The following is a 17,224-nucleotide window of genomic DNA, read 5'->3' as shown; positions in this document are numbered from 1 at the left end:
GATTGGTTGTAACAGTTTTGAAATTTTACTATAATGGAAGCAATGTGCCTAGAACGCGTATAAAATCCTTCGGGTTCATGAAATTTTTTTAGAGGTGGAACAGGAATGAATAAAATTGCGGTAATCGGAAAAGTATTCGTCGACATAAAAGGAACTTCGTTTGCGCCTTTGCATAAGGATGCCAAAAACGTCGGGGATATCACCTTCTCGAACGGTGGTACAGGACGAAACGTAGCACAAAATCTAGCTGTTCTCGGAAATGATGTTCGTTTTATCTCGACGGTTACGAACGATCAAATTGGTGTCGGGGTACTTGAAGAGTTAAAATCTTACGGCGCCAACGTCGATCATGTAGAGATGCTCGAAGATCATGGAATGGGAATGTGGCTTGCAGTGATGGACAATGAAGGAGATTTGCAGACGTCGATTTCCAAACAACCGGACGCCAAACTCCTTGAAGAAGCCATTCTTCGCCAATCTGTCTATGCGCTGGACGGAGTGGACGCAGTCGCAATCGATTTGGATTTATCGGTTACAGTGCTTGAACGATTGATTCACATCTGCCGCAAAATGGAGTTGCCGCTTTATGGTGTCTGTGGACATTTGAGTGTCATTGAACGCAACCGTCATCTGTTGCAAGGATTCACAGGATTCATCTGCAGCCGTGAAGAAGCTGAAATTTTATCGGATTTATCGATTGTGACGGTAGAAGACGCAATCCATGTAGCGAACGAACTGGCGAAAAAAGGAGCCCCTTTCACCGTGGTCACGATGAGTGAGTTAGGTGCTGTTTATGTCGATCGCCGGACGGCTACTTCCGGTCATGTCGGAACAAAAAAAGTGAAAGTAGTCGACTCAACAGGTGCAGGAGATTCATTCTTTTCCGCTGTTCTTTCCGAATTGACGGAATCGAAGCGGGCAGAAGAGGCACTACAGCTTGGAATGAAAGTTGCCGCACAAGTCATTGCATCGACGGAAAACGGACTGATTCCGGAAATGCTTGAGACCCTTCGTTGAGTCCTCAGCTTGTGAGGAGGAGAATCAATGCCGATTCAAAGAAGTGCGATTATTTTAATTAATGAAGCAGATGAAGTTGCCTTGATTCGTCGGGATAAACCGGGTGAGACGTATTATGTATTCCCCGGCGGTGGACGGGAAGCCGGAGCGACACTGGAAGAAACGGCGATTCGGGAAGCCCATGAAGAGCTTGGTGTGGACGTAGAACTTGAAGGTGTTGCTGCGAACGTTCACTTTAACGGCTTGGAAAATCCGTATTACTGGGCAAAAATAACGGGTGGTGTATTCGGGACGGGAACCGGAGAAGAATTCGAAGATGAGTCGTCCGGGTATACACCGTTGTGGATCAAACGCGAAGCGTTAACCGATTTACCGATTCGTCCGACATCGCTTGTGCAGGAATTGACTAAGATGACGGATCGTTTCTATAATATCGAGCTCAAGGATAATTGAGGTTTTAGTTGAAATAAACAGGGAAAAAGTATAGTAAGACAATGAGGTGGTCCTAGACTGCCTCTTTTTTATGAAGGAGAGATGACGATGGCACATACACGTGATCCTAAAGGATTAGCCTTGAATCTAAAGCAACGGATGTCCGATCACAACATTACGGATTATGCAGGAACACTTGCATATTATTGGTTTTTATCCATTTTTCCAGGTATCATTTTTGTTATTTCAGTATTATCATTCTTTGACATTGATCAACAGACGCTTGAATCCCAAATTCGTGATTTAGCGCCGGGTGGGTCGGTGAATACGTTTACTGATGTCATTTTCCAGGCCATTAAAGAACCACAGGGCGGTCTCCTATCCGTCGGTGCGATTCTTGCCATCTGGTCGGCGTCAAAAGGTGTCGATCGTCTGATTACGACCGCGAACCATGCGTACGGAGATTTCTCGCCGCGCGGATTCGTCGCAGCCCGTGGAATCGCCTTGATTTTAACGATTGTTCTCGGTATCGGCATGTTGCTGTTGATCGTCTTGAACGTTTTGGGCGGTCCGATTATCAGCTACTTAGCCAACTTTGTCATTCCGATTGATATGGGACAAAAAATTCTGCTGACGGTATTGCGGTATGCCATTTCCACTGTACTGTTGATTCTGATTTTGTCGATTTTCTACCGTGTTGCGCCGAAACGTCCCATTACATTTAAGGAAGCCATTCCGGGAGCTGTCTTTGGTGTCATCGTGTGGCAACTGTTATCGGTTGGATTCGGATTTTATGTCTCGAATTTTTCGAACTATAACCAAACGTACGGTTCACTCGGAAGTGTCGTCATTGTACTGTTGTGGTTGTATTTTACAGGACTCATCATTTTACTCGGATCTGAACTGAACGCCTCGTGGGAACGGTTCATGAAAAAAGCAGATCCGCAAAAAATGGAAGAAAAACGATTAAAAGAACAGGCGGATCTGGACTCGATTCCGACCAATACGTTTGGCTGATTTTAATCGTCCCGTATTTTGAGCGACCGTACCAAAAAAGCATCTACTGTCGATAATCCGACGGTAGATGCTTTTTGATTGGATTAAGCTGCCGCTTGTTTTGAAAGCGGAGCATGAATTTTCTGAGACGGCGTATCTTTTTGGAGCAGGCGTAATCCGTTCAAAATGACGAGGATTGTAGAACCTTCATGACCGACTACTGCAAACGGCATGATCAGGAACTGTGACAAGTTCGAAATGATTAACAACAGGATGACGCCGATGGCGAGCGTGATATTTTGTTTGACGACACGATTCATTTTACGCGCTTTGTTGACAGCGTAAGCGAGGCGTCCTAAATCGTTTTTCATCAAAACGACATCGGCTGTCTCAAGAGCAGCATCGGTTCCTTCACCCATTGCAATCCCGACGTGAGCCAAGGCAAGGGCGGGAGCATCGTTAATTCCGTCTCCGACCATCGCAACGGTTTTTCCTTCAGTCTGATACTGCTTGATATAACGGACTTTGTCTTCAGGAAGACATTCCGCTACATAATCCGTCAGACCTGCTTCTTTCGCAATCGCAGCGGCAGTCACCGGGTTATCCCCGGTCAACATGATCGTTGTGATACCGAGAGCATTTAAAGAGGTGATGGCTGTTTTGGCTTCAGGACGAATAGTGTCCCGTAATGCGTAAAGCGCAATGATTGATTGTCCGTTGCTGACATAAACCATCGTATTTCCTTGTTCTTTTAAGGTTTGCTCCATCGATAGGAAAGGATCAATTAATCCTTCGTGGAACGCATATTTTCCGATCCGGTATGTCTGACCGGAAACCGTGGCTTCGATTCCGTAGCCGGTCACATCCTTAAAAGTGGATGGGTCGATGATATCCGTTTTTAAATGCGTGACAATCGCTTGTGCGAGCGGATGATTCGATTGTGCTTCGATGGACGCGACCGCTTGTTTGACGGCGAATGCATCCACTCCGTCAGCATAATGGCTTTCCGTGACGACAGGTTTTCCGGTCGTTAATGTTCCGGTTTTATCAAAGACGATCGTATCGACTTGTCCGAGTGTCTCGATGTGTGCACCACCTTTAAATAAAACACCGTTTCGGGCAGAGGCAGCGATTGCTGCCAAAGCAGCTGGTGTAATCGAAGCGACCAAAGCACAAGGAGAAGCGACGACAAGCAAAATCATAGCCCGGTAAATGCTCGTTTCAAATGTCCAACCAATTAAGTAGTGGGGAACGACCATCATCAAAGCAACGACGAGTAAGACGATTTTGACATAACGGCTTTCGAACCGTTCAATGAATTGTGCAGAGGGTGATTGCTCGCTTTGAGCGTTTTGAACCATATGAATGATTTTTTGGAACAACGACTCGTCTGCAGCTTTTGTCATCTCAATCGTCAAAACACCGTTCATATTGACGGTTGAATTGTAGACGGTATCCCCGACATGTTTCTCGACAGGAATCGATTCGCCTGTAATCGAGGCTTCCTCAATGGCGGCTTGACCGCGGATGATGGTTCCATCGACAGGGATGCGTTCGCCCGGTCGGACATAGACCAGTTCGCCGACAATCAATTGCTCAAGGCCGACAACTTCAAGCTTACCGTCAGCGTTTAAACGAGTAGCTTCTTCCGGTTGCAGGGACATCAAACTTTGTAATGCCCGTTCGTTTTTATTCATCGTATAGGTTTCAAGGGCACCGGATAAAGCAAAGATGAAAATCAAGATAGCACCTTCCATCCAGTAACCGATCGCCGCTGCACCGATGGCAGCCAAGATCATCAACAATTCTACGTTTAAGGTTTTATCATGATAAGTTTCGGTTAAACCTTCTTTTGCTTTCGCATAACCGCCGATCAAATAAGCGGAGAGATAAAGCGTGACATAACCGGCAGCCGGAATGTTGAGCTTTTCGAGTGTGTAAGCAATTAAAATCAATATTCCACTAAAGAGTGCTAAAATCAATTCGTGATGTTCCTCCCAAGCATGGCGGAGAGCGGAACGCTGATGGACATCAGTAGTAGTAGAGGTAGTCATATGGAAAACTCCTTTCAAGTCTAAATGAGAAAAGAAATCATTATGTTAAAACAATGAGAATGTTAATTACCAACGTTTTCTCATGAATGATAATGAGTTTCATTGTCGCTAGATTATAATAATTATTATCTGTAAAACTACTATACCATGTCTATGTCAAAAGGAACAGGAAAGGAATCAGTAAAAATGAAAAAAATATTGACCGATCGATTTGGTATGGTTGTGCTCGCTTTAGTGACGACCTTTCTTTGGGGAAGTGCATTTCCCTTCATTAAAAAAAGTTATGCTTTACTTGCCATCACCTCAACCGAATATGGAGAACAGCTGTTGTTTGCCAGTTACCGTTTTTTCCTCGCCGGTGTCTTATTGTTGATTGTCAGCGTCCTGATATTTAAACAGCCGATTACGTTGAAAAAGCGGACACTCGCTTACAGCCGGCTTGGTTTCTTCTTGACGTTTCTCCAGTATGTATTTTTTTACATCGGGCTTTCCTTATCAACAGGCGTGCAAGGATCAATCATTGCCGGATCGACTTCCTTCTTTCAAATGTTGCTCGCTCATTTCCGGTATGAAGATGACCGGTTAAATCGATTTAAGGGACTCGCTTTATTTTTAGGATTTACAGGCGTCATTTTAGCGAACTGGCCGCAAGGGTCTGCCGGTGTCTCGTTTGGTGCCGGAGAAATCCTGTTGATTTTAGCGATGATTTCCGGTGCATTCGGAAATTTGATCGCCAAGGAATATTCGGCCAGTTATCCGGTCGCCCCGATGACAGGTTGGGCCATGGTTATTGGATCAATCGGCTTATTCATTGTCGGAGCGGTCTTAAATGGAGACTGGTTCCCGTTTAACTTCACCAGTACGACCGTCTGGATGCTGATGTATTTAGCGTTCTTGTCAGCGACGGGATTCACATTGTGGAATCTCTTGATGAAATACAATCCGGTCAGCCGGGTGTCATTGTTCATGTTTTTTGTACCGATTTACGGTGTGACGTTATCCGCGCTCATTCTCGGGGAATCCATTCCACCCCAGGCATTCCTTGGATTAGTATTTGTAGTCGCCGGTATTTTGGTCTCGACCTATCTGCCGGTTTGGTTTCAAAAGCGCAGTTGACGAAGATTCTGAATCGTGCAAAAATAGTCTCAATCAATCTGTTATTTTTAATCGTTCGTTGCTAAGCCGACTCGTTCGGCTTTTTCTGTACGGTCATAAAACCACCGATTCGGCCTTGCTGCAAAGGCTAGTGCAACTAAAAAACGAGAGGAGATGAGAGAAGTGGAACGGAATGAGATCGTTCGAAAGATCATTGCCAACCGTCGTCCGCGGGATGAGTTTGCCCGGTTTGTCGTCACTTGTGTCAGTCAACAATTAAAGGAGACGCATGGAAATGTCGGTGTGGAAATCGTTGAGGCGGAAAGAGGATACGACTCCATTTGGTCAATCAACGGTCGAGAGGTCGTCGTCTTGCTGGAAACGGAAGAATTGAAACGGGCAAAAGAACAACCGTATGCAATCGACGATAAGCTCTGGCGCAGTTTTCGACAAGAAGGAATCGTGAAATAAAAAGACGGTCGTTCCGCATGGGACGATCGTCTTTGTTTGTTTACGACGAGCGGGAAGTCTTTGACCTAAAAAGAAGATAGGCGAGTGTCGCGAGAACCAGGACGAACAAAATAAAATAAAATCCCGGAGGTAACATGACGAACAAACTACCGGAAATCGGTCCGAGAATCGAACCGAGACTAAAGGAAATCCCGGCAAGCAGGTTACCGGTCGGCAACAGATGACTGGGTAACTGTTCCGTCATGTAAGCGACGCCGAGCGAATAAGTCGAGCCGAGTGCCATACCGCTGACAGCAAAAATCATAAATAATGCTCCGTAACTTTGAAAGAAAAAACAGGCTGCCAAAAACGCAAACGCTCCGATACTGAGGACGGTAATCAGCGTCCGTCGTTTTCCGAAATGATCAGCGAGACGTCCGAGGGGTAATTGCATCAATAAAGAGCTGACGACAAATGTCGTAATTAGACTGCTTGTCTGAGATAATTCATAACCGTTTCGTATTGCGAAGACCGGGAAGCTGGCATTTAATGTTGCTTCCAAAAAACCATAGGTGAAGCCGGGCAACAATGTAAACCAAGCGCTCGTCAGGACAAGACGGTAACGGGAAGCGGCGGACTGAAGTTCTTCTGGCATGATATCAGAAGGTTTTTCATTCGGTAACCGTCTTAAAGCAATCAAAACGAGAACGGTTAATGTTCCCGTCAGAACGAACGGCAGCCAACTGATCCAGTCGACAAGCGGCGCTGCGAGTGGACCAAGAGCGAAACCGAGACCAAAGGCCATACCGTACAGAGACATCGTCCGGCCGAGTTTATGATTGGGTGTAATCGATGTGACCCATACTTGAGAACCGTAATGGAGGGTTTGATCCCCGAAGCCGACTGCAAATCGTAACACCATCCAAGCGAGAACGCTTGGGATGAGCGGAAAAGCAAAGACGGCAACAGCCACTAAGATAAGCCCGAACGAGATGACAGGAACATACCCGTGGCGGCGTAACGGCTTTTCCATTAAAGGCGCTGCGACGATGACACCGACATACAGTACAGCAGCACTCAGTCCGTTTATGTAAGCAGGTGTTCCCTGACGTTCAAGCAAAATGGAAAGAAGAGGGATGAGTAACCCTTGAGTAAAACCAGAAATAAATACAATCGAAAGAATCAGAGCAAAACGACGTGACAAAACAAACAACTGCCTTTCCTTTTTTTGTTTAAGCATAACATGCCCCGGCTGTACGATTGTACACCGGGGCATGTCACACTGTTATGGTTTATTTTGTTCAAAGCGTGTCGGGCGGGGCATGTGTAAAAGGTGCTCGTCCCAGTCCGTTTGGTCAAACACTTCGTCGTGTTCGATACTGTGAGACGCCCGAATCCCGATCATCATGATTCCAAGTACCATACTGAACATCCCGATAATTGCAACGATTCCAACAAGCCATTCCATTTTGAAACCCCCTTCGAACAAGGAAAGTGTGGCGACTTTGTGACAAAATTTTCCCGTTTTAAAAGAGACTCAAACCTGCTTACAGGCGACTGGATTGTTTCAGGAAATCGACTTCCGGATAATAGGCATTTTTGACGAGTGCATTTGGACCGAGGCACTGAACGGCAGGACAGTGACAGGATAAACTCTGATTGAGTTCTGTTTGTTGCCACATCGCATAAGCTTCGTTAAATGATGTGTCATGAATCGTTCCGAGTGAAGCGAGTTCGTCGCCGAAATCCGTCACGATGATTTCACCGTCAAAGATATTGACGTTCAGACGTGAACGACCGTCAGGATCATTTCGGACGGAAACATTTGGTTCCCGGCGGAGGCGGCGGTGGAGCGCTAAATCTTCTTCTTTCATCGAGCAGGCATAAAACGGCAGTGTCCCGAACAGCATCCAGACGTCCGGATCCCGGACATCAAGCAGACGATGGATGCCGTCACGGATTTCATCCAGACTGGCGGCTTCAATCATCGAGGCGAAATCGGCGGGGTACATAGGATGCACTTCATGCCTGACGCATCCCATTTCGACGATTTCCTGGTGGATGGCTTCGAGGTGAGGCAGTGTTCGTTTGTTAATCATCGTCTCGGCAGAAACAAGGACCCCGCGTGCATTCAGAATCCGGGCATTTTCCTTCATCTGTTCAAACAGTTTTGTCCGTGCTTCGCGCGACGGTTTCCGTTCCATCATTGCAAATCCGCCATCAATGAAATCGTCTGCGGTTCCCCAGTTATGAGAAATATGTAAGACGTCAAGATACGGGATGATCAGCTCATACCGGGAAAGGGGAAGTGTTAAATTTGAATTGATTTGGGTTTTAGCTCCCCGTTCGTGGGCATACTTAAGTAAAGGCACAACATATTCCCGGACCGATTTCATCGACAGCATCGGTTCGCCGCCTGTAATCGAAAAGGCACGCAGATGTTCAATCTCATCCAGTCGTTTGATAAGCAGTTCGACCGGAATCGTGGGTGTTTCGCTGTTCGACAACATATAGCCGACGGCACAATGTTCACAGCGCATGTTACAAAGGGTTGTCGTCGTGACTTCGATGTTCGTCAGTCGGGCTTGTCCATACTGTTCGATATCACGGTACGCTTCCCACGGATCATTTTTGATGGTGATGGGTGATTTTAATGACATGATACATTTTCCTCCTTTTTAGGCTCCACTACGTATCGTATGCTAAATGTATACAGGAATAAAGAACAAGAAAGGAAGTCAGAATAATGGGAAAAGCAAGAACTGATAAACTTGGACAGATGAATGTGCTAAAATCAAGAATGCAGCTTTTATGCCATACGATCGATTCATTGGATGAAACATCAGATATTGAGGATTTGGAACGTTTAGCCGTCTCCTTGGATCAGTTGAAAGCCAAGGTGCTTCGTTATGCAAAAGATATGAAGGAACATGAGGAATCAGAGAGCGGTTCGAAATGACCGCTTTTTGATTTGGATCATGGAAAGGATGAATGAGATGACAACTAAAATTAAATTACAGGTAGGAGAAGTTCGTTCCGTAACCTGCCTGCGTATGGGAATCAACGGAGAGGGGATTGCGACACTCGAACGACAAATCGTCTTCATTCCAGGTTTGCTCGTCGGAGAAACGGCTCAAATTGAGATTACGGAAATCCATAATAATTTTGCAAATGCAAAAATCTTAAAACGCGATGTCCGTTCACCGGACCGTGTGACACCGTTATGCCCGATCTACAGCCAGTGCGGCGGATGTCAGCTGCAACATATGAGTTATGAAGGACAACTCCGTTATAAGGAAGATATGGTCCGGAATGCCTTTACGAAATCAACGAAGTTGAATGTTGAGAAATCAGACATCCGTCCGACGATTGGCACGACGGAATGGGAATATCGGAATAAGTCACAATTTGCCGTCGGAAAAGAAGGCACACAAATCGTCAGCGGATTGTATTCAGCAAACTCGAACCGTCTGGTGGCAATCGACGAGTGTATCGTCCAGAACAAAGAGACGTTGCGCGTCAACAAAGCCGTGACGAAGATTTTAAATGACTACAATGTACCGGTCTATAATTCAGCGAAACAAGACGGCGTCATCCGGAATATCGTCGTTCGGACCGGCATCAAGACGGGAGAAATTCAAGTCGTGCTGGTTGCCTTTAAAGATGGTTTTAAGGATCTCGAAGGCTTATCACGCGATATTTATGATATTCCCGGCGTCATTTCCGTTGCACTCAATATTAACGATAAGATGACATCACGCGTGTTTGGAGAACAAACGGAAATTTTACGCGGTGTGGAACGAATCGAGGAACAGATGGGCGAGTTCACGTATCAATTGTCACCGCGTGCCTTCTTCCAGTTGAATCCGGAACAAGCGGAGCGGATGTACGGTGAAATCGTCAAAGCGGCAGCCTTGACGGGCGAAGAACGTGTCGTCGATGCCTATGCAGGTGTCGGGTCGATTGGTCTTTGGATTGCGAACGGTGCAAAAGAAGTCCGCGGTATGGAAATCGTCGAGGAAGCCGTCGAAGATGCAACGGCACACATGAAGCAATACGGATTTAACCATGCCCAGTACGTGGTCGGAAAAGCAGAAACCTGGATTCCGCGTTGGGTGAAAGAAGGGTGGATTCCGGACGTCTTCATCGTCGACCCACCTCGTTCAGGGTGTGATACACAACTATTAAACGCAATGATTTCGTCAAAAGCGAAAAAAATCATTTACGTTTCATGTAATCCGCAAACTTTGGCACGCGACTGCGATCATCTGATGAAAGCTGGCTACAAAGTCAGCTATATCCAGCCGTACGATATGTTCCCTCAAACGGCACATGTCGAAGCCATCGTCGTATTGGAAAAAAAGAAAAAGAAAAAGTTTTAAACGGATCGAACGGTTAGGAGAACCGATCTCTATGACAAAAAGGAAAACGGCTGAGTCGCCGTTTTCCTTTTTGTTTTGTCTCGCGATCTTTTTAAGTTTGTTGTAGCCAATTTTCATCCTGTTCCTGAAAACGTCGTTTAAGATCAGCGACCCGTTCTGCCGGTAAAGGTCCTTTTTCCAACAATCGGATATTTTGAACCAGATGCTCCGCATTTGCTGTTCCGATGATGGCACTTGTGACACCGGGTTCAAAAACGGTAAACCGGAGTGCGGTTTCAAGCCAAGAAGCTTCTTCAAGCGGGAAATCGAGTTGCTGTGCCCGTTCCCAATAAGGTTCGACATATTGCCCGGCCGGCCGGGACGCAAACCGCCATGGTGCATTGGCAATCGGACGTTTGGCGATGATACCTTTTTGTTGCTGATGAATCAGTGGAATCAAATCAGTCAATGCCCGTTGATCGTACAAATTAACAGACGTTTGAAAACTGTCGAATCGTCCTGTCGTGATGGCGTAGTCTAAGTCTTCCCGGTCACCGGAATACGCGATCAGGCGGACTTTTCCGGCCTGTTTTGCCCGTTCGAGTGCCTCGATGACGTCATCTTGAGCCAGTATTTCCTTACTGCAGGAATGTAAATGAACGATATCAATAAAGTCTGTCTGCATCGTCAAAAGAGCCTGGTCAATTCCGCCGGCGACAGCCTGGAACGTCCAATCCTCCGTGCGCGGGACATCATACCCGACTTTTGTCGACAGGACGACATCGTGACGACGCTGTTTTAAAAATTGCCCGAGCCGCTTTTCGGATAAGCCGTAGCCGCGGGCGGTATCAAACAAACGAATGCCTGTATCCAATGCCTGATGGAGAATATAACTTGCTTCCTGATCGGATAAGTCATCGGAACCGATATGACCGGCACCGAATCCAAGAGGTGAGACCTGGATGTCGGTATTGCCGAATGAACGTAATTCCATACTGTTTCCTCCTTTAGTTACGTCTCTAACAGTATACGAAGAAAACGGTTGCATCAATCGATATCCCTCGATCGATGCAACCGTTTTTTATAAAGATACATCAGGTAGAACACCGCAAACAGTCCGACGATCAACCAAGGAAGCATGGAATCCCGTTCAATCAATTCATTGACGGCAAAAGCTTCGATGACAAGTGCCGGTACTTTCCCGATGGTGCTGGCGGTTAAAAAAATCACCGGTGAGACGCCGCTTGTCGCACTTAAGAACGTGACGAGTCCGGAAGGGGCGAACGGCAACAGCCGCAAAAAGATGATTGTCCAAAAGGCATCCCAACCGGTTTGCGCCGTCAGTTTTTCAAGCCACTTCAAGATGAACGGTGATTGAATCAACGGTTCGACCCGCCGGATACCGTAACGATACACGTAAAAGGCAACTCCGGCACCGAGGGCTTCGCCGAGAAACGACAACATCAAACCTTGCCAAAAACCGAAATACAGTAGATTGGCTGCCGTGACAAAGGCGCTCGGCAAAACACCGAACAGGCTGATGATTATACTGACTAAAAGACTGATTGGTACAGCAAACATTTCTGCCCGTTGCAACCAATCAAGGAGTGTGGCTTCGATAGTAAGACTTCCTTTCAACCTTTAACACATCAAGTCAACATCGTTTTTGGACTTACGAAATGTCATTAGGAAAATCCGTCGTCTTCGTCCGGCAACAATGGTAACGTAATCAAGACAGTTGTTCCTTGTCCGAGCACGGACTCGAAGGAGATCGTTCCGTCGTGCCGGTCGATGATGTGTTTTGTGATGGCAAGACCGAGACCCGTTCCGCCGTCCTTTCGTGTCCGGGATTTATCAACACGGTAAAACCGTTTCGTTAAACGCTCCAAATGTTCTGGTGGAATGCCTTCTCCTTCGTCCCGAATCGAACAAATCGTCTGTTCGCCGTCTGTTTTTGTCGACAGATAGATATGTTTTGAAGCAGGCGTGTAACGTAAGGCATTGTCCAGCAGATTTCCGATGACTTGCTCAAGCCGGTCATTGTCACCGAGGACGATTTGACTTGGATCGAAGTCGGTGATGATGGAGACACCTTTCGCCTTCGCAATCGGTTCCATCCGGTAGACGACATCTTCTAAAACCTGACTGAAGACAAGCGGTTGTTTTGTCATCGGGTACGAATCCCGTTCCAACTGGGCAAGGTCGAGCAGATCGTTGACGAGACGTTGCAACCGTTCCGTTTCGCGTTCGATGATTTGGTAATATTGATCGCGTGTTTTTTCATCGAGTGCTTTATCCTGCATCATTTCCGTATATCCCCGGATATAGGACAGGGGCGTCCGCAATTCATGACTGACGTTCGCCAAAAATTCCTTACGTTGTTCATCCACTTCACCGAGGGATTCTGCCATCTTATTCAGGGTTTCTGCCAATTCGCCGATTTCATCATCGGATTGAATCGGAATTCGATAGGCAAAGTCTCCTTGGGCATAGACGGTTGAGGCCCGCTTCATATCGATCAACGGGCGGATGATCGTATCAATGATCTGCCGGCCGAAAATGACGAGATTCAACACAATCAGACCAATCATGAAGAAAATCATCAGGCGAAGCGGTCGGAACGGTTCACTGATTTGACCGAGCTCCAAATAGAGAATCAGCGTTCCGACGAGCCGATTGTTTTCAATGATCGGGAAACCGGTCAGCAGGATGTCCGTTCCTTCAATCGGGTGGGTTCGGCTGGAGACGACGGTTTCACCATTACGTAACTGTTCAATATCCGCATTCGTCAAGAACCGGAGACCGGCCGGATTTTTCTTCAGAAAGTCGATGAAAAAGACTTTGGATTCCGTTAATTCATTCGTATACGTCATCCCGTCATAAAACGCACCGGATAGTCCTTCTGATTCATAAATGTTAATCAATTTTTCGCCCCGATTGAGCAATAAATCTTCCTGCGTTTGAAGGTAAAACCGATCGTACAGATAAAATGTCAATAATACGAACAAAACGGCAGAAAAAACGCTTGTGAACCAAATCGTAATCCAAATCCGGCGGCGAATGGTATACCGCTTAATCATACTTCCTCGAATTTATATCCGATGCCCCAGACCGTTTGGATCGAGCCGCCGGCTTCACCGAGTTTCAGACGAAGTGTTTTGATATGGGTATCGACAGTCCGCAGATTTCCGATGTAGTCGGCGCCCCAAATTTGATCGAGCAACTGTTCGCGTGAAAAGACTTTATCGTTGTTTTGGACAAACAAATGGAGTAAGTCAAATTCCTTCCGCGTTAAACTGATTGGTTTTCCGCTGACGTGGACACTGCGGCTTTCTGTATCAAGCTCCAGTTTGCCGATCGTCAACGTCGCCGATTGATCGACTGTAAAACGATGGGAACGTCGCAACGTCGCTTCGATGCGGGCCAACAGTTCACGAGGGCTGAACGGTTTCGTGATGTAGTCATCGGCCCCAATTTTCAGACCGTGAATCCGGTCGAGTTCGTCCGAACGGGCCGTTAGCATGATGATCGGGACGTTCGAGAATTCACGGATTCGCATGCAAGCCGTCAAACCGTCCATTTCTGGCATCATGACATCCAGCAAAACGAGATGGAAGGCATCACGTTGCATTAAATCAAGTGCTTCTTGACCGTTCGAAGCCGTCGTCGTCTGATAGTTTTCTTTTTGAAGATTTGAGACAAGCAGATCACGCATTTGTGCTTCGTCATCTACGACAAGTATTTTAAAGGATTGTTCTGGCATCAGTTGATCACTCCATTTCATATGGGAAGAAGGGATGGCTTCTTCCGACAGGTGAATTTTCCTTATTATCATACCATTTGAAGCTTTCGATCCGCATCAAAAGTACGAACAAAAAAGCACAAGAGGCAGGTGCCTCTCATGCTTCGAGTTGTTGTTCGTAGACCGTTTCGAATTCGCGGCCGTGGATATACATTTGAAAACTTGATTTGGAGACTTCATAGAGTGTAAATTGAGTTTCTCCGGTATTCAGCTGTTCCAGTAATGCCGGTCGTAATGCATCGGCGCAAAAAGCATAAGGCAGTTTTTCCGCTGCTTTTTGTGAACGGATGTTAGTCTTGCGGATCTTCATGAAGACACTTTCGAAATCAAGGTCAAAAAATAGTTCTGCAAAAAATGCTTCTTTTGCAAGATTGTTATAACCTTTCCCATGATACGGTTTACCTAACCATGTACCGAGAAACCCATACTGTCCTTCGATATCGAGTAAACTGATTGTACCGATTGGTTGGTCAAATTCGTCTAGGATCGTGCGTGAGACGAGCTCACCGCGTTCTTCCTCTTCGATTGCCTGCTTTGTAGTAAACAGAAATTCATCAAAGTACCGTGTTTTTTGGCGGACGTACGGATATACGTCTTGATGCTGCATCAGTTCGAACAAATCAGCGCAGTCGCTCAGCTCCCGTTGCTTGAGCATACTTCCATTCCTCCTTCTTAAGACCGCTAGAATGATTGTCGAAAGCTACCTGTCTGACTCGTTTGAACCGCGCATGGTATGCCTTCTTCAGTTGTCGGATAAGATAATATTACCTTCTTTTTTTAAAAAAGCAAGTAAATAATTTTTGTGAAAAAACATACGAAAATAAGGCATTTCTTGCAAACGAAAAAGCCTCATTTTCATAACAAAAAAAGCCTATGATTTTCAACGATTTTCCGTTAAAATCATAGGTTTTTTTTTAAGACATGGATGTCAGATGAGTATGTTCAAAAATCACTTTTCCATCAATCATCGTCATCAAAGGCTTCGCGAGATAATCGAGCGGGAAGTGACTCCAAAGAACGAGGTCGGCATCTTTGCCGACTTCAATCGAGCCGACACGGTCTGCGACGCCGATCGAACGGGCCGGATTAATCGTAATCGCGCGAAGCGCGATGTCGACCGGCAGTCCTTCACGTGCAGCAAGACCGGCACATAAATTTAAATATTGAACAGGTGTATACGGATGATCGGTCGTAATCGACACTTCAAGACCGTGCTCATGAAGAATACGATATGTTTCCCAGGTCTTGTTCTTCAGTTCGATTTTTGACTTTCGTGTAAAGGTCGGACCGACTGTAACGTGTTCAATCGGTAATTGTTGCAGTTCTTTGGCCACGAGATGACCTTCTGTACAATGTTCGATCCGGACATCGAGCTCAAACTCTTCGGCAAAACGAATCGCCGATAAAATGTCATCGGCCCGGTGAGCGTGGACACGAAGCGGCATCTCTTTTTTGAGAACCCGTTCAATCATCCGGTGGGCAAAGGTATCAGCTGTCCGTTGCATCTTGACTTCAAGAAATGCTTCCCGCAACATACCCATGATGCCCATACGTGTCAGTTCACCGGCACGACCGGCACTATGGACACGTTTCGGGTTTTCTCCAAGCGCAATTTTTAATCCGGCATATTTCCGTAAAATCATGTCATCGATAAAACGGCCGTGTGTTTTAATGACACTCGTGACACCGCCGATGATATTCATGCTGCCCGGCATGACCTGGACCGTTGTGACGCCGTGTTCGATAGCTTCCTTGAATCCTTCATCGAGCGGATAGACGCCGTCGATGGCCCGCAAGTGAGGGGTCATCGCAAAAATGGTTTCGTTGGCATCGTTTCCGACCGTTCCGGTTCCTTCATCGTACAGTCCAAGGTGCGTATGAGCATCGATGAAGCCGGGAAGCAAGAAACGTCCTTCTGCTTCGATGACCCGTTCGTGCTCCTCGGCATCCAGCAACTCATTGATTTCGTGGATCTTTCCGTCTTTGATCCGGATATCGCCATAAAAATTATCTGATGTGATGGGAAAGATATGTGCATTTCGTATTAAAACATCCAACATTTTTCAACCCCTGTATTAGTTTGTGTGCTCGAGATTCTGCAGTGCATCCTTTAGTTCAGCATACCGAAACTTGTAGCCGTTTTCGAGAGCTTTTTTCGGAATAACACGGGCGCCTTCGAGAACGATGACACTTTTTTCTCCGAGAGCCAGCTCGAGAGCGAAGCGTGGAGCCGGTAACCAGTGCGGACGGTGCAACACTTTTCCGATCGTTTGACCGAACCGTCGCATCGTTTCCGGATGAGGGGCTGTAATATTGAGAGGACCTTCTACAGAAGCGGTCGTCAGTGCGAACAGGAACATTTCGACGAGGTCATCGATATGAACCCAGGAAACCCATTGCTTCCCGTCGCCCATTGTCCCGCCGCCAAATAATTGATAAGGCAAACGCATTAATGGATAGGCACCGCCTTCTGTACTGAGGACGACCCCAATCCGCGGATGAACGAGCCGGACACCGCTTTCGGCAATCGGTTGAGCAAGCTCTTCCCAAGCGACACAGACATGGCTGAGGAAGTCGGCAGTCGGAGGCAGTGCCGTTTCTTCCGTAAAGGTTTGATGGCGGTCCTGACCGTAAATTCCAACGGCAGAAGCTGATAAGACGACGTCAGGTCTGGAATCAAGTGCTCTGACAATCCGGACGAGTTCTTTCGTCGAGTCGATGCGGCTTTCCAAGATGACGCGTTTACGCTCTTCTGTCCAGCGTCCTTCATTGATCGAAGCACCTGCCAGGTGGATGAAGGCATCCACATCATTCAGTTCTTGCTCCGGTGTTGCTTTATCCGTCAACCATTCAACGTAGCTGACGGCTCCCGCCGCAGCTTTCGGTGAACGGGTTAAAATAACAATTTGATGGCCTTCGTTAAGTAATCGTTTCGTTAGTGCCTGTCCAATCATTCCGGTTCCGCCTGTAATCGCGATTTTCATGGCGTGAATCATCCTCTCGTCCTGTCTGTAGTA

Annotated in this window: 18 protein-coding genes; 7 read left to right on the top strand and 11 right to left on the bottom strand. The window is 46.6% G+C overall.

Going from position 1 to position 17,224, the window contains the following annotated elements:
- The first annotated feature begins 105 nt into the window (after nucleotides 1-105).
- The 3 genes from KNP91_RS15135 (at nucleotide 106) to KNP91_RS15125 (ending at nucleotide 2,466) form a co-directional block, all read left to right on the top strand.
- Complete coding sequence (locus KNP91_RS15135) at nucleotides 106-1,017, top strand: guanosine-inosine kinase (RefSeq protein ID WP_012369535.1); 912 nt, start codon at nucleotides 106-108, stop codon at nucleotides 1,015-1,017.
- Nucleotides 1,018-1,044: 27 nt separating this feature from the next.
- On the top strand, nucleotides 1,045-1,470 hold the full coding sequence (locus KNP91_RS15130) for an NUDIX hydrolase (RefSeq protein WP_012369536.1): 426 nt from the start codon (nucleotides 1,045-1,047) through the stop codon (nucleotides 1,468-1,470).
- Between the two features lie 87 nt (nucleotides 1,471-1,557).
- Nucleotides 1,558-2,466 (top strand): YihY/virulence factor BrkB family protein, encoded by a 909-nt coding sequence (locus tag KNP91_RS15125; protein ID WP_012369537.1) that lies wholly within the window; start codon nucleotides 1,558-1,560, stop codon nucleotides 2,464-2,466.
- Between the two features lie 83 nt (nucleotides 2,467-2,549).
- Here KNP91_RS15125 and KNP91_RS15120 read toward each other — a convergent pair whose 3' ends face one another.
- Entirely contained in the window at nucleotides 2,550-4,499 is a 1,950-nt protein-coding gene (locus tag KNP91_RS15120) for a heavy metal translocating P-type ATPase (protein ID WP_214766388.1), read from the bottom strand.
- Between the two features lie 186 nt (nucleotides 4,500-4,685).
- On the opposite strand from KNP91_RS15120, the gene KNP91_RS15115 reads away from it, so the two are divergent.
- Together KNP91_RS15115 and KNP91_RS15110 are read left to right on the top strand one after the other, a co-directional pair.
- Complete coding sequence (locus tag KNP91_RS15115) at nucleotides 4,686-5,615, top strand: DMT family transporter (RefSeq protein ID WP_214850856.1); 930 nt, start codon at nucleotides 4,686-4,688, stop codon at nucleotides 5,613-5,615.
- Nucleotides 5,616-5,777: 162 nt separating this feature from the next.
- On the top strand, nucleotides 5,778-6,065 hold the full coding sequence (locus tag KNP91_RS15110; protein WP_214766384.1) for a hypothetical protein: 288 nt from the start codon (nucleotides 5,778-5,780) through the stop codon (nucleotides 6,063-6,065).
- A gap of 40 nt (nucleotides 6,066-6,105) precedes the next feature.
- Here the strand turns inward: KNP91_RS15110 and KNP91_RS15105 are convergent, their stop codons facing one another.
- From KNP91_RS15105 to yfkAB, 3 genes are all read right to left on the bottom strand, one after another.
- The gene (locus tag KNP91_RS15105) at nucleotides 6,106-7,284 is read right to left on the bottom strand and encodes an MFS transporter (RefSeq protein ID WP_214850854.1); all 1,179 of its coding nucleotides are present in this window, start codon (nucleotides 7,282-7,284) and stop codon (nucleotides 6,106-6,108) included.
- Between the two features lie 45 nt (nucleotides 7,285-7,329).
- Nucleotides 7,330-7,512 carry a hypothetical protein gene (locus tag KNP91_RS15100; RefSeq protein ID WP_012369542.1) on the bottom strand — a complete coding sequence of 61 codons (183 nt, stop codon included), beginning with the start codon at nucleotides 7,510-7,512 and terminating at the stop codon, nucleotides 7,330-7,332.
- 79 nt (nucleotides 7,513-7,591) lie between these two features.
- Entirely contained in the window at nucleotides 7,592-8,704 is a 1,113-nt protein-coding gene (gene yfkAB, locus KNP91_RS15095) for a radical SAM/CxCxxxxC motif protein YfkAB (RefSeq protein WP_214766380.1), read from the bottom strand.
- 86 nt (nucleotides 8,705-8,790) lie between these two features.
- Here yfkAB and KNP91_RS15090 point away from each other — a divergent pair, with 86 nt between their 5' ends.
- The gene (locus KNP91_RS15090; RefSeq protein ID WP_012369544.1) at nucleotides 8,791-9,003 is read left to right on the top strand and encodes an SE1561 family protein; all 213 of its coding nucleotides are present in this window, start codon (nucleotides 8,791-8,793) and stop codon (nucleotides 9,001-9,003) included.
- A gap of 37 nt (nucleotides 9,004-9,040) precedes the next feature.
- Nucleotides 9,041-10,426, top strand: coding sequence for a 23S rRNA (uracil(1939)-C(5))-methyltransferase RlmD (rlmD, locus tag KNP91_RS15085; protein WP_214766378.1), 1,386 nt, complete (start codon nucleotides 9,041-9,043; stop codon nucleotides 10,424-10,426).
- Between the two features lie 91 nt (nucleotides 10,427-10,517).
- Here the strand turns inward: rlmD and KNP91_RS15080 are convergent, their stop codons facing one another.
- The 7 genes from KNP91_RS15080 to KNP91_RS15050 form a co-directional block, all read right to left on the bottom strand.
- Complete coding sequence (locus KNP91_RS15080) at nucleotides 10,518-11,399, bottom strand: aldo/keto reductase (RefSeq protein ID WP_214850851.1); 882 nt, start codon at nucleotides 11,397-11,399, stop codon at nucleotides 10,518-10,520.
- A 53-nt stretch (nucleotides 11,400-11,452) separates the two neighbouring features.
- The gene (locus tag KNP91_RS15075; protein ID WP_214850849.1) at nucleotides 11,453-12,043 is read right to left on the bottom strand and encodes a TVP38/TMEM64 family protein; all 591 of its coding nucleotides are present in this window, start codon (nucleotides 12,041-12,043) and stop codon (nucleotides 11,453-11,455) included.
- Nucleotides 12,044-12,090: 47 nt separating this feature from the next.
- The gene (locus tag KNP91_RS15070) at nucleotides 12,091-13,485 is read right to left on the bottom strand and encodes a sensor histidine kinase (RefSeq protein ID WP_214766372.1); all 1,395 of its coding nucleotides are present in this window, start codon (nucleotides 13,483-13,485) and stop codon (nucleotides 12,091-12,093) included.
- Nucleotides 13,482-14,168, bottom strand: coding sequence for a response regulator transcription factor (locus KNP91_RS15065; protein WP_012369549.1), 687 nt, complete (start codon nucleotides 14,166-14,168; stop codon nucleotides 13,482-13,484). Before KNP91_RS15065 ends, KNP91_RS15070 begins: the two co-directional genes overlap by 4 nt.
- A gap of 136 nt (nucleotides 14,169-14,304) precedes the next feature.
- The gene (locus KNP91_RS15060) at nucleotides 14,305-14,862 is read right to left on the bottom strand and encodes a GNAT family N-acetyltransferase (RefSeq protein WP_012369550.1); all 558 of its coding nucleotides are present in this window, start codon (nucleotides 14,860-14,862) and stop codon (nucleotides 14,305-14,307) included.
- A gap of 259 nt (nucleotides 14,863-15,121) precedes the next feature.
- Nucleotides 15,122-16,267, bottom strand: a complete 1,146-nt coding sequence (locus tag KNP91_RS15055) for an amidohydrolase (RefSeq protein WP_012369551.1) — start codon at nucleotides 16,265-16,267, stop codon at nucleotides 15,122-15,124.
- A gap of 15 nt (nucleotides 16,268-16,282) precedes the next feature.
- Nucleotides 16,283-17,191, bottom strand: coding sequence for a TIGR01777 family oxidoreductase (locus KNP91_RS15050; RefSeq protein WP_214766370.1), 909 nt, complete (start codon nucleotides 17,189-17,191; stop codon nucleotides 16,283-16,285).
- Nucleotides 17,192-17,224: the final 33 nt, after the last annotated feature.

Source organism: Exiguobacterium sp. s138 (genome assembly GCF_018618775.1).
In the GTDB taxonomy this organism is placed as follows: Bacteria; Bacillota; Bacilli; order Exiguobacteriales; family Exiguobacteriaceae; genus Exiguobacterium_A; species Exiguobacterium_A artemiae.
This window is presented reverse-complemented; position numbering and strand designations above follow the sequence as displayed.

What these genes read in the sequence shown, in the direction of transcription:
- yfkAB (WP_214766380.1), bottom strand. Translation starts at nt 8,704, where the DNA reads ATGTCATTAAAATCACCCATCACCATCAAAAATGATCCGTGGGAAGCG.
- rlmD (WP_214766378.1), top strand. Translation starts at nt 9,041, where the DNA reads ATGACAACTAAAATTAAATTACAGGTAGGAGAAGTTCGTTCCGTAACC.
- KNP91_RS15130 (WP_012369536.1), top strand. Translation starts at nt 1,045, where the DNA reads ATGCCGATTCAAAGAAGTGCGATTATTTTAATTAATGAAGCAGATGAA.
- KNP91_RS15055 (WP_012369551.1), bottom strand. Translation starts at nt 16,267, where the DNA reads ATGTTGGATGTTTTAATACGAAATGCACATATCTTTCCCATCACATCA.
- KNP91_RS15065 (WP_012369549.1), bottom strand. Translation starts at nt 14,168, where the DNA reads ATGCCAGAACAATCCTTTAAAATACTTGTCGTAGATGACGAAGCACAA.
- KNP91_RS15070 (WP_214766372.1), bottom strand. Translation starts at nt 13,485, where the DNA reads ATGATTAAGCGGTATACCATTCGCCGCCGGATTTGGATTACGATTTGG.
- KNP91_RS15105 (WP_214850854.1), bottom strand. Translation starts at nt 7,284, where the DNA reads ATGCTTAAACAAAAAAAGGAAAGGCAGTTGTTTGTTTTGTCACGTCGT.
- KNP91_RS15080 (WP_214850851.1), bottom strand. Translation starts at nt 11,399, where the DNA reads ATGGAATTACGTTCATTCGGCAATACCGACATCCAGGTCTCACCTCTT.
- KNP91_RS15125 (WP_012369537.1), top strand. Translation starts at nt 1,558, where the DNA reads ATGGCACATACACGTGATCCTAAAGGATTAGCCTTGAATCTAAAGCAA.
- KNP91_RS15060 (WP_012369550.1), bottom strand. Translation starts at nt 14,862, where the DNA reads ATGCTCAAGCAACGGGAGCTGAGCGACTGCGCTGATTTGTTCGAACTG.
- KNP91_RS15090 (WP_012369544.1), top strand. Translation starts at nt 8,791, where the DNA reads ATGGGAAAAGCAAGAACTGATAAACTTGGACAGATGAATGTGCTAAAA.
- KNP91_RS15120 (WP_214766388.1), bottom strand. Translation starts at nt 4,499, where the DNA reads ATGACTACCTCTACTACTACTGATGTCCATCAGCGTTCCGCTCTCCGC.
- KNP91_RS15100 (WP_012369542.1), bottom strand. Translation starts at nt 7,512, where the DNA reads ATGGAATGGCTTGTTGGAATCGTTGCAATTATCGGGATGTTCAGTATG.
- KNP91_RS15135 (WP_012369535.1), top strand. Translation starts at nt 106, where the DNA reads ATGAATAAAATTGCGGTAATCGGAAAAGTATTCGTCGACATAAAAGGA.
- KNP91_RS15115 (WP_214850856.1), top strand. Translation starts at nt 4,686, where the DNA reads ATGAAAAAAATATTGACCGATCGATTTGGTATGGTTGTGCTCGCTTTA.
- KNP91_RS15050 (WP_214766370.1), bottom strand. Translation starts at nt 17,191, where the DNA reads ATGAAAATCGCGATTACAGGCGGAACCGGAATGATTGGACAGGCACTA.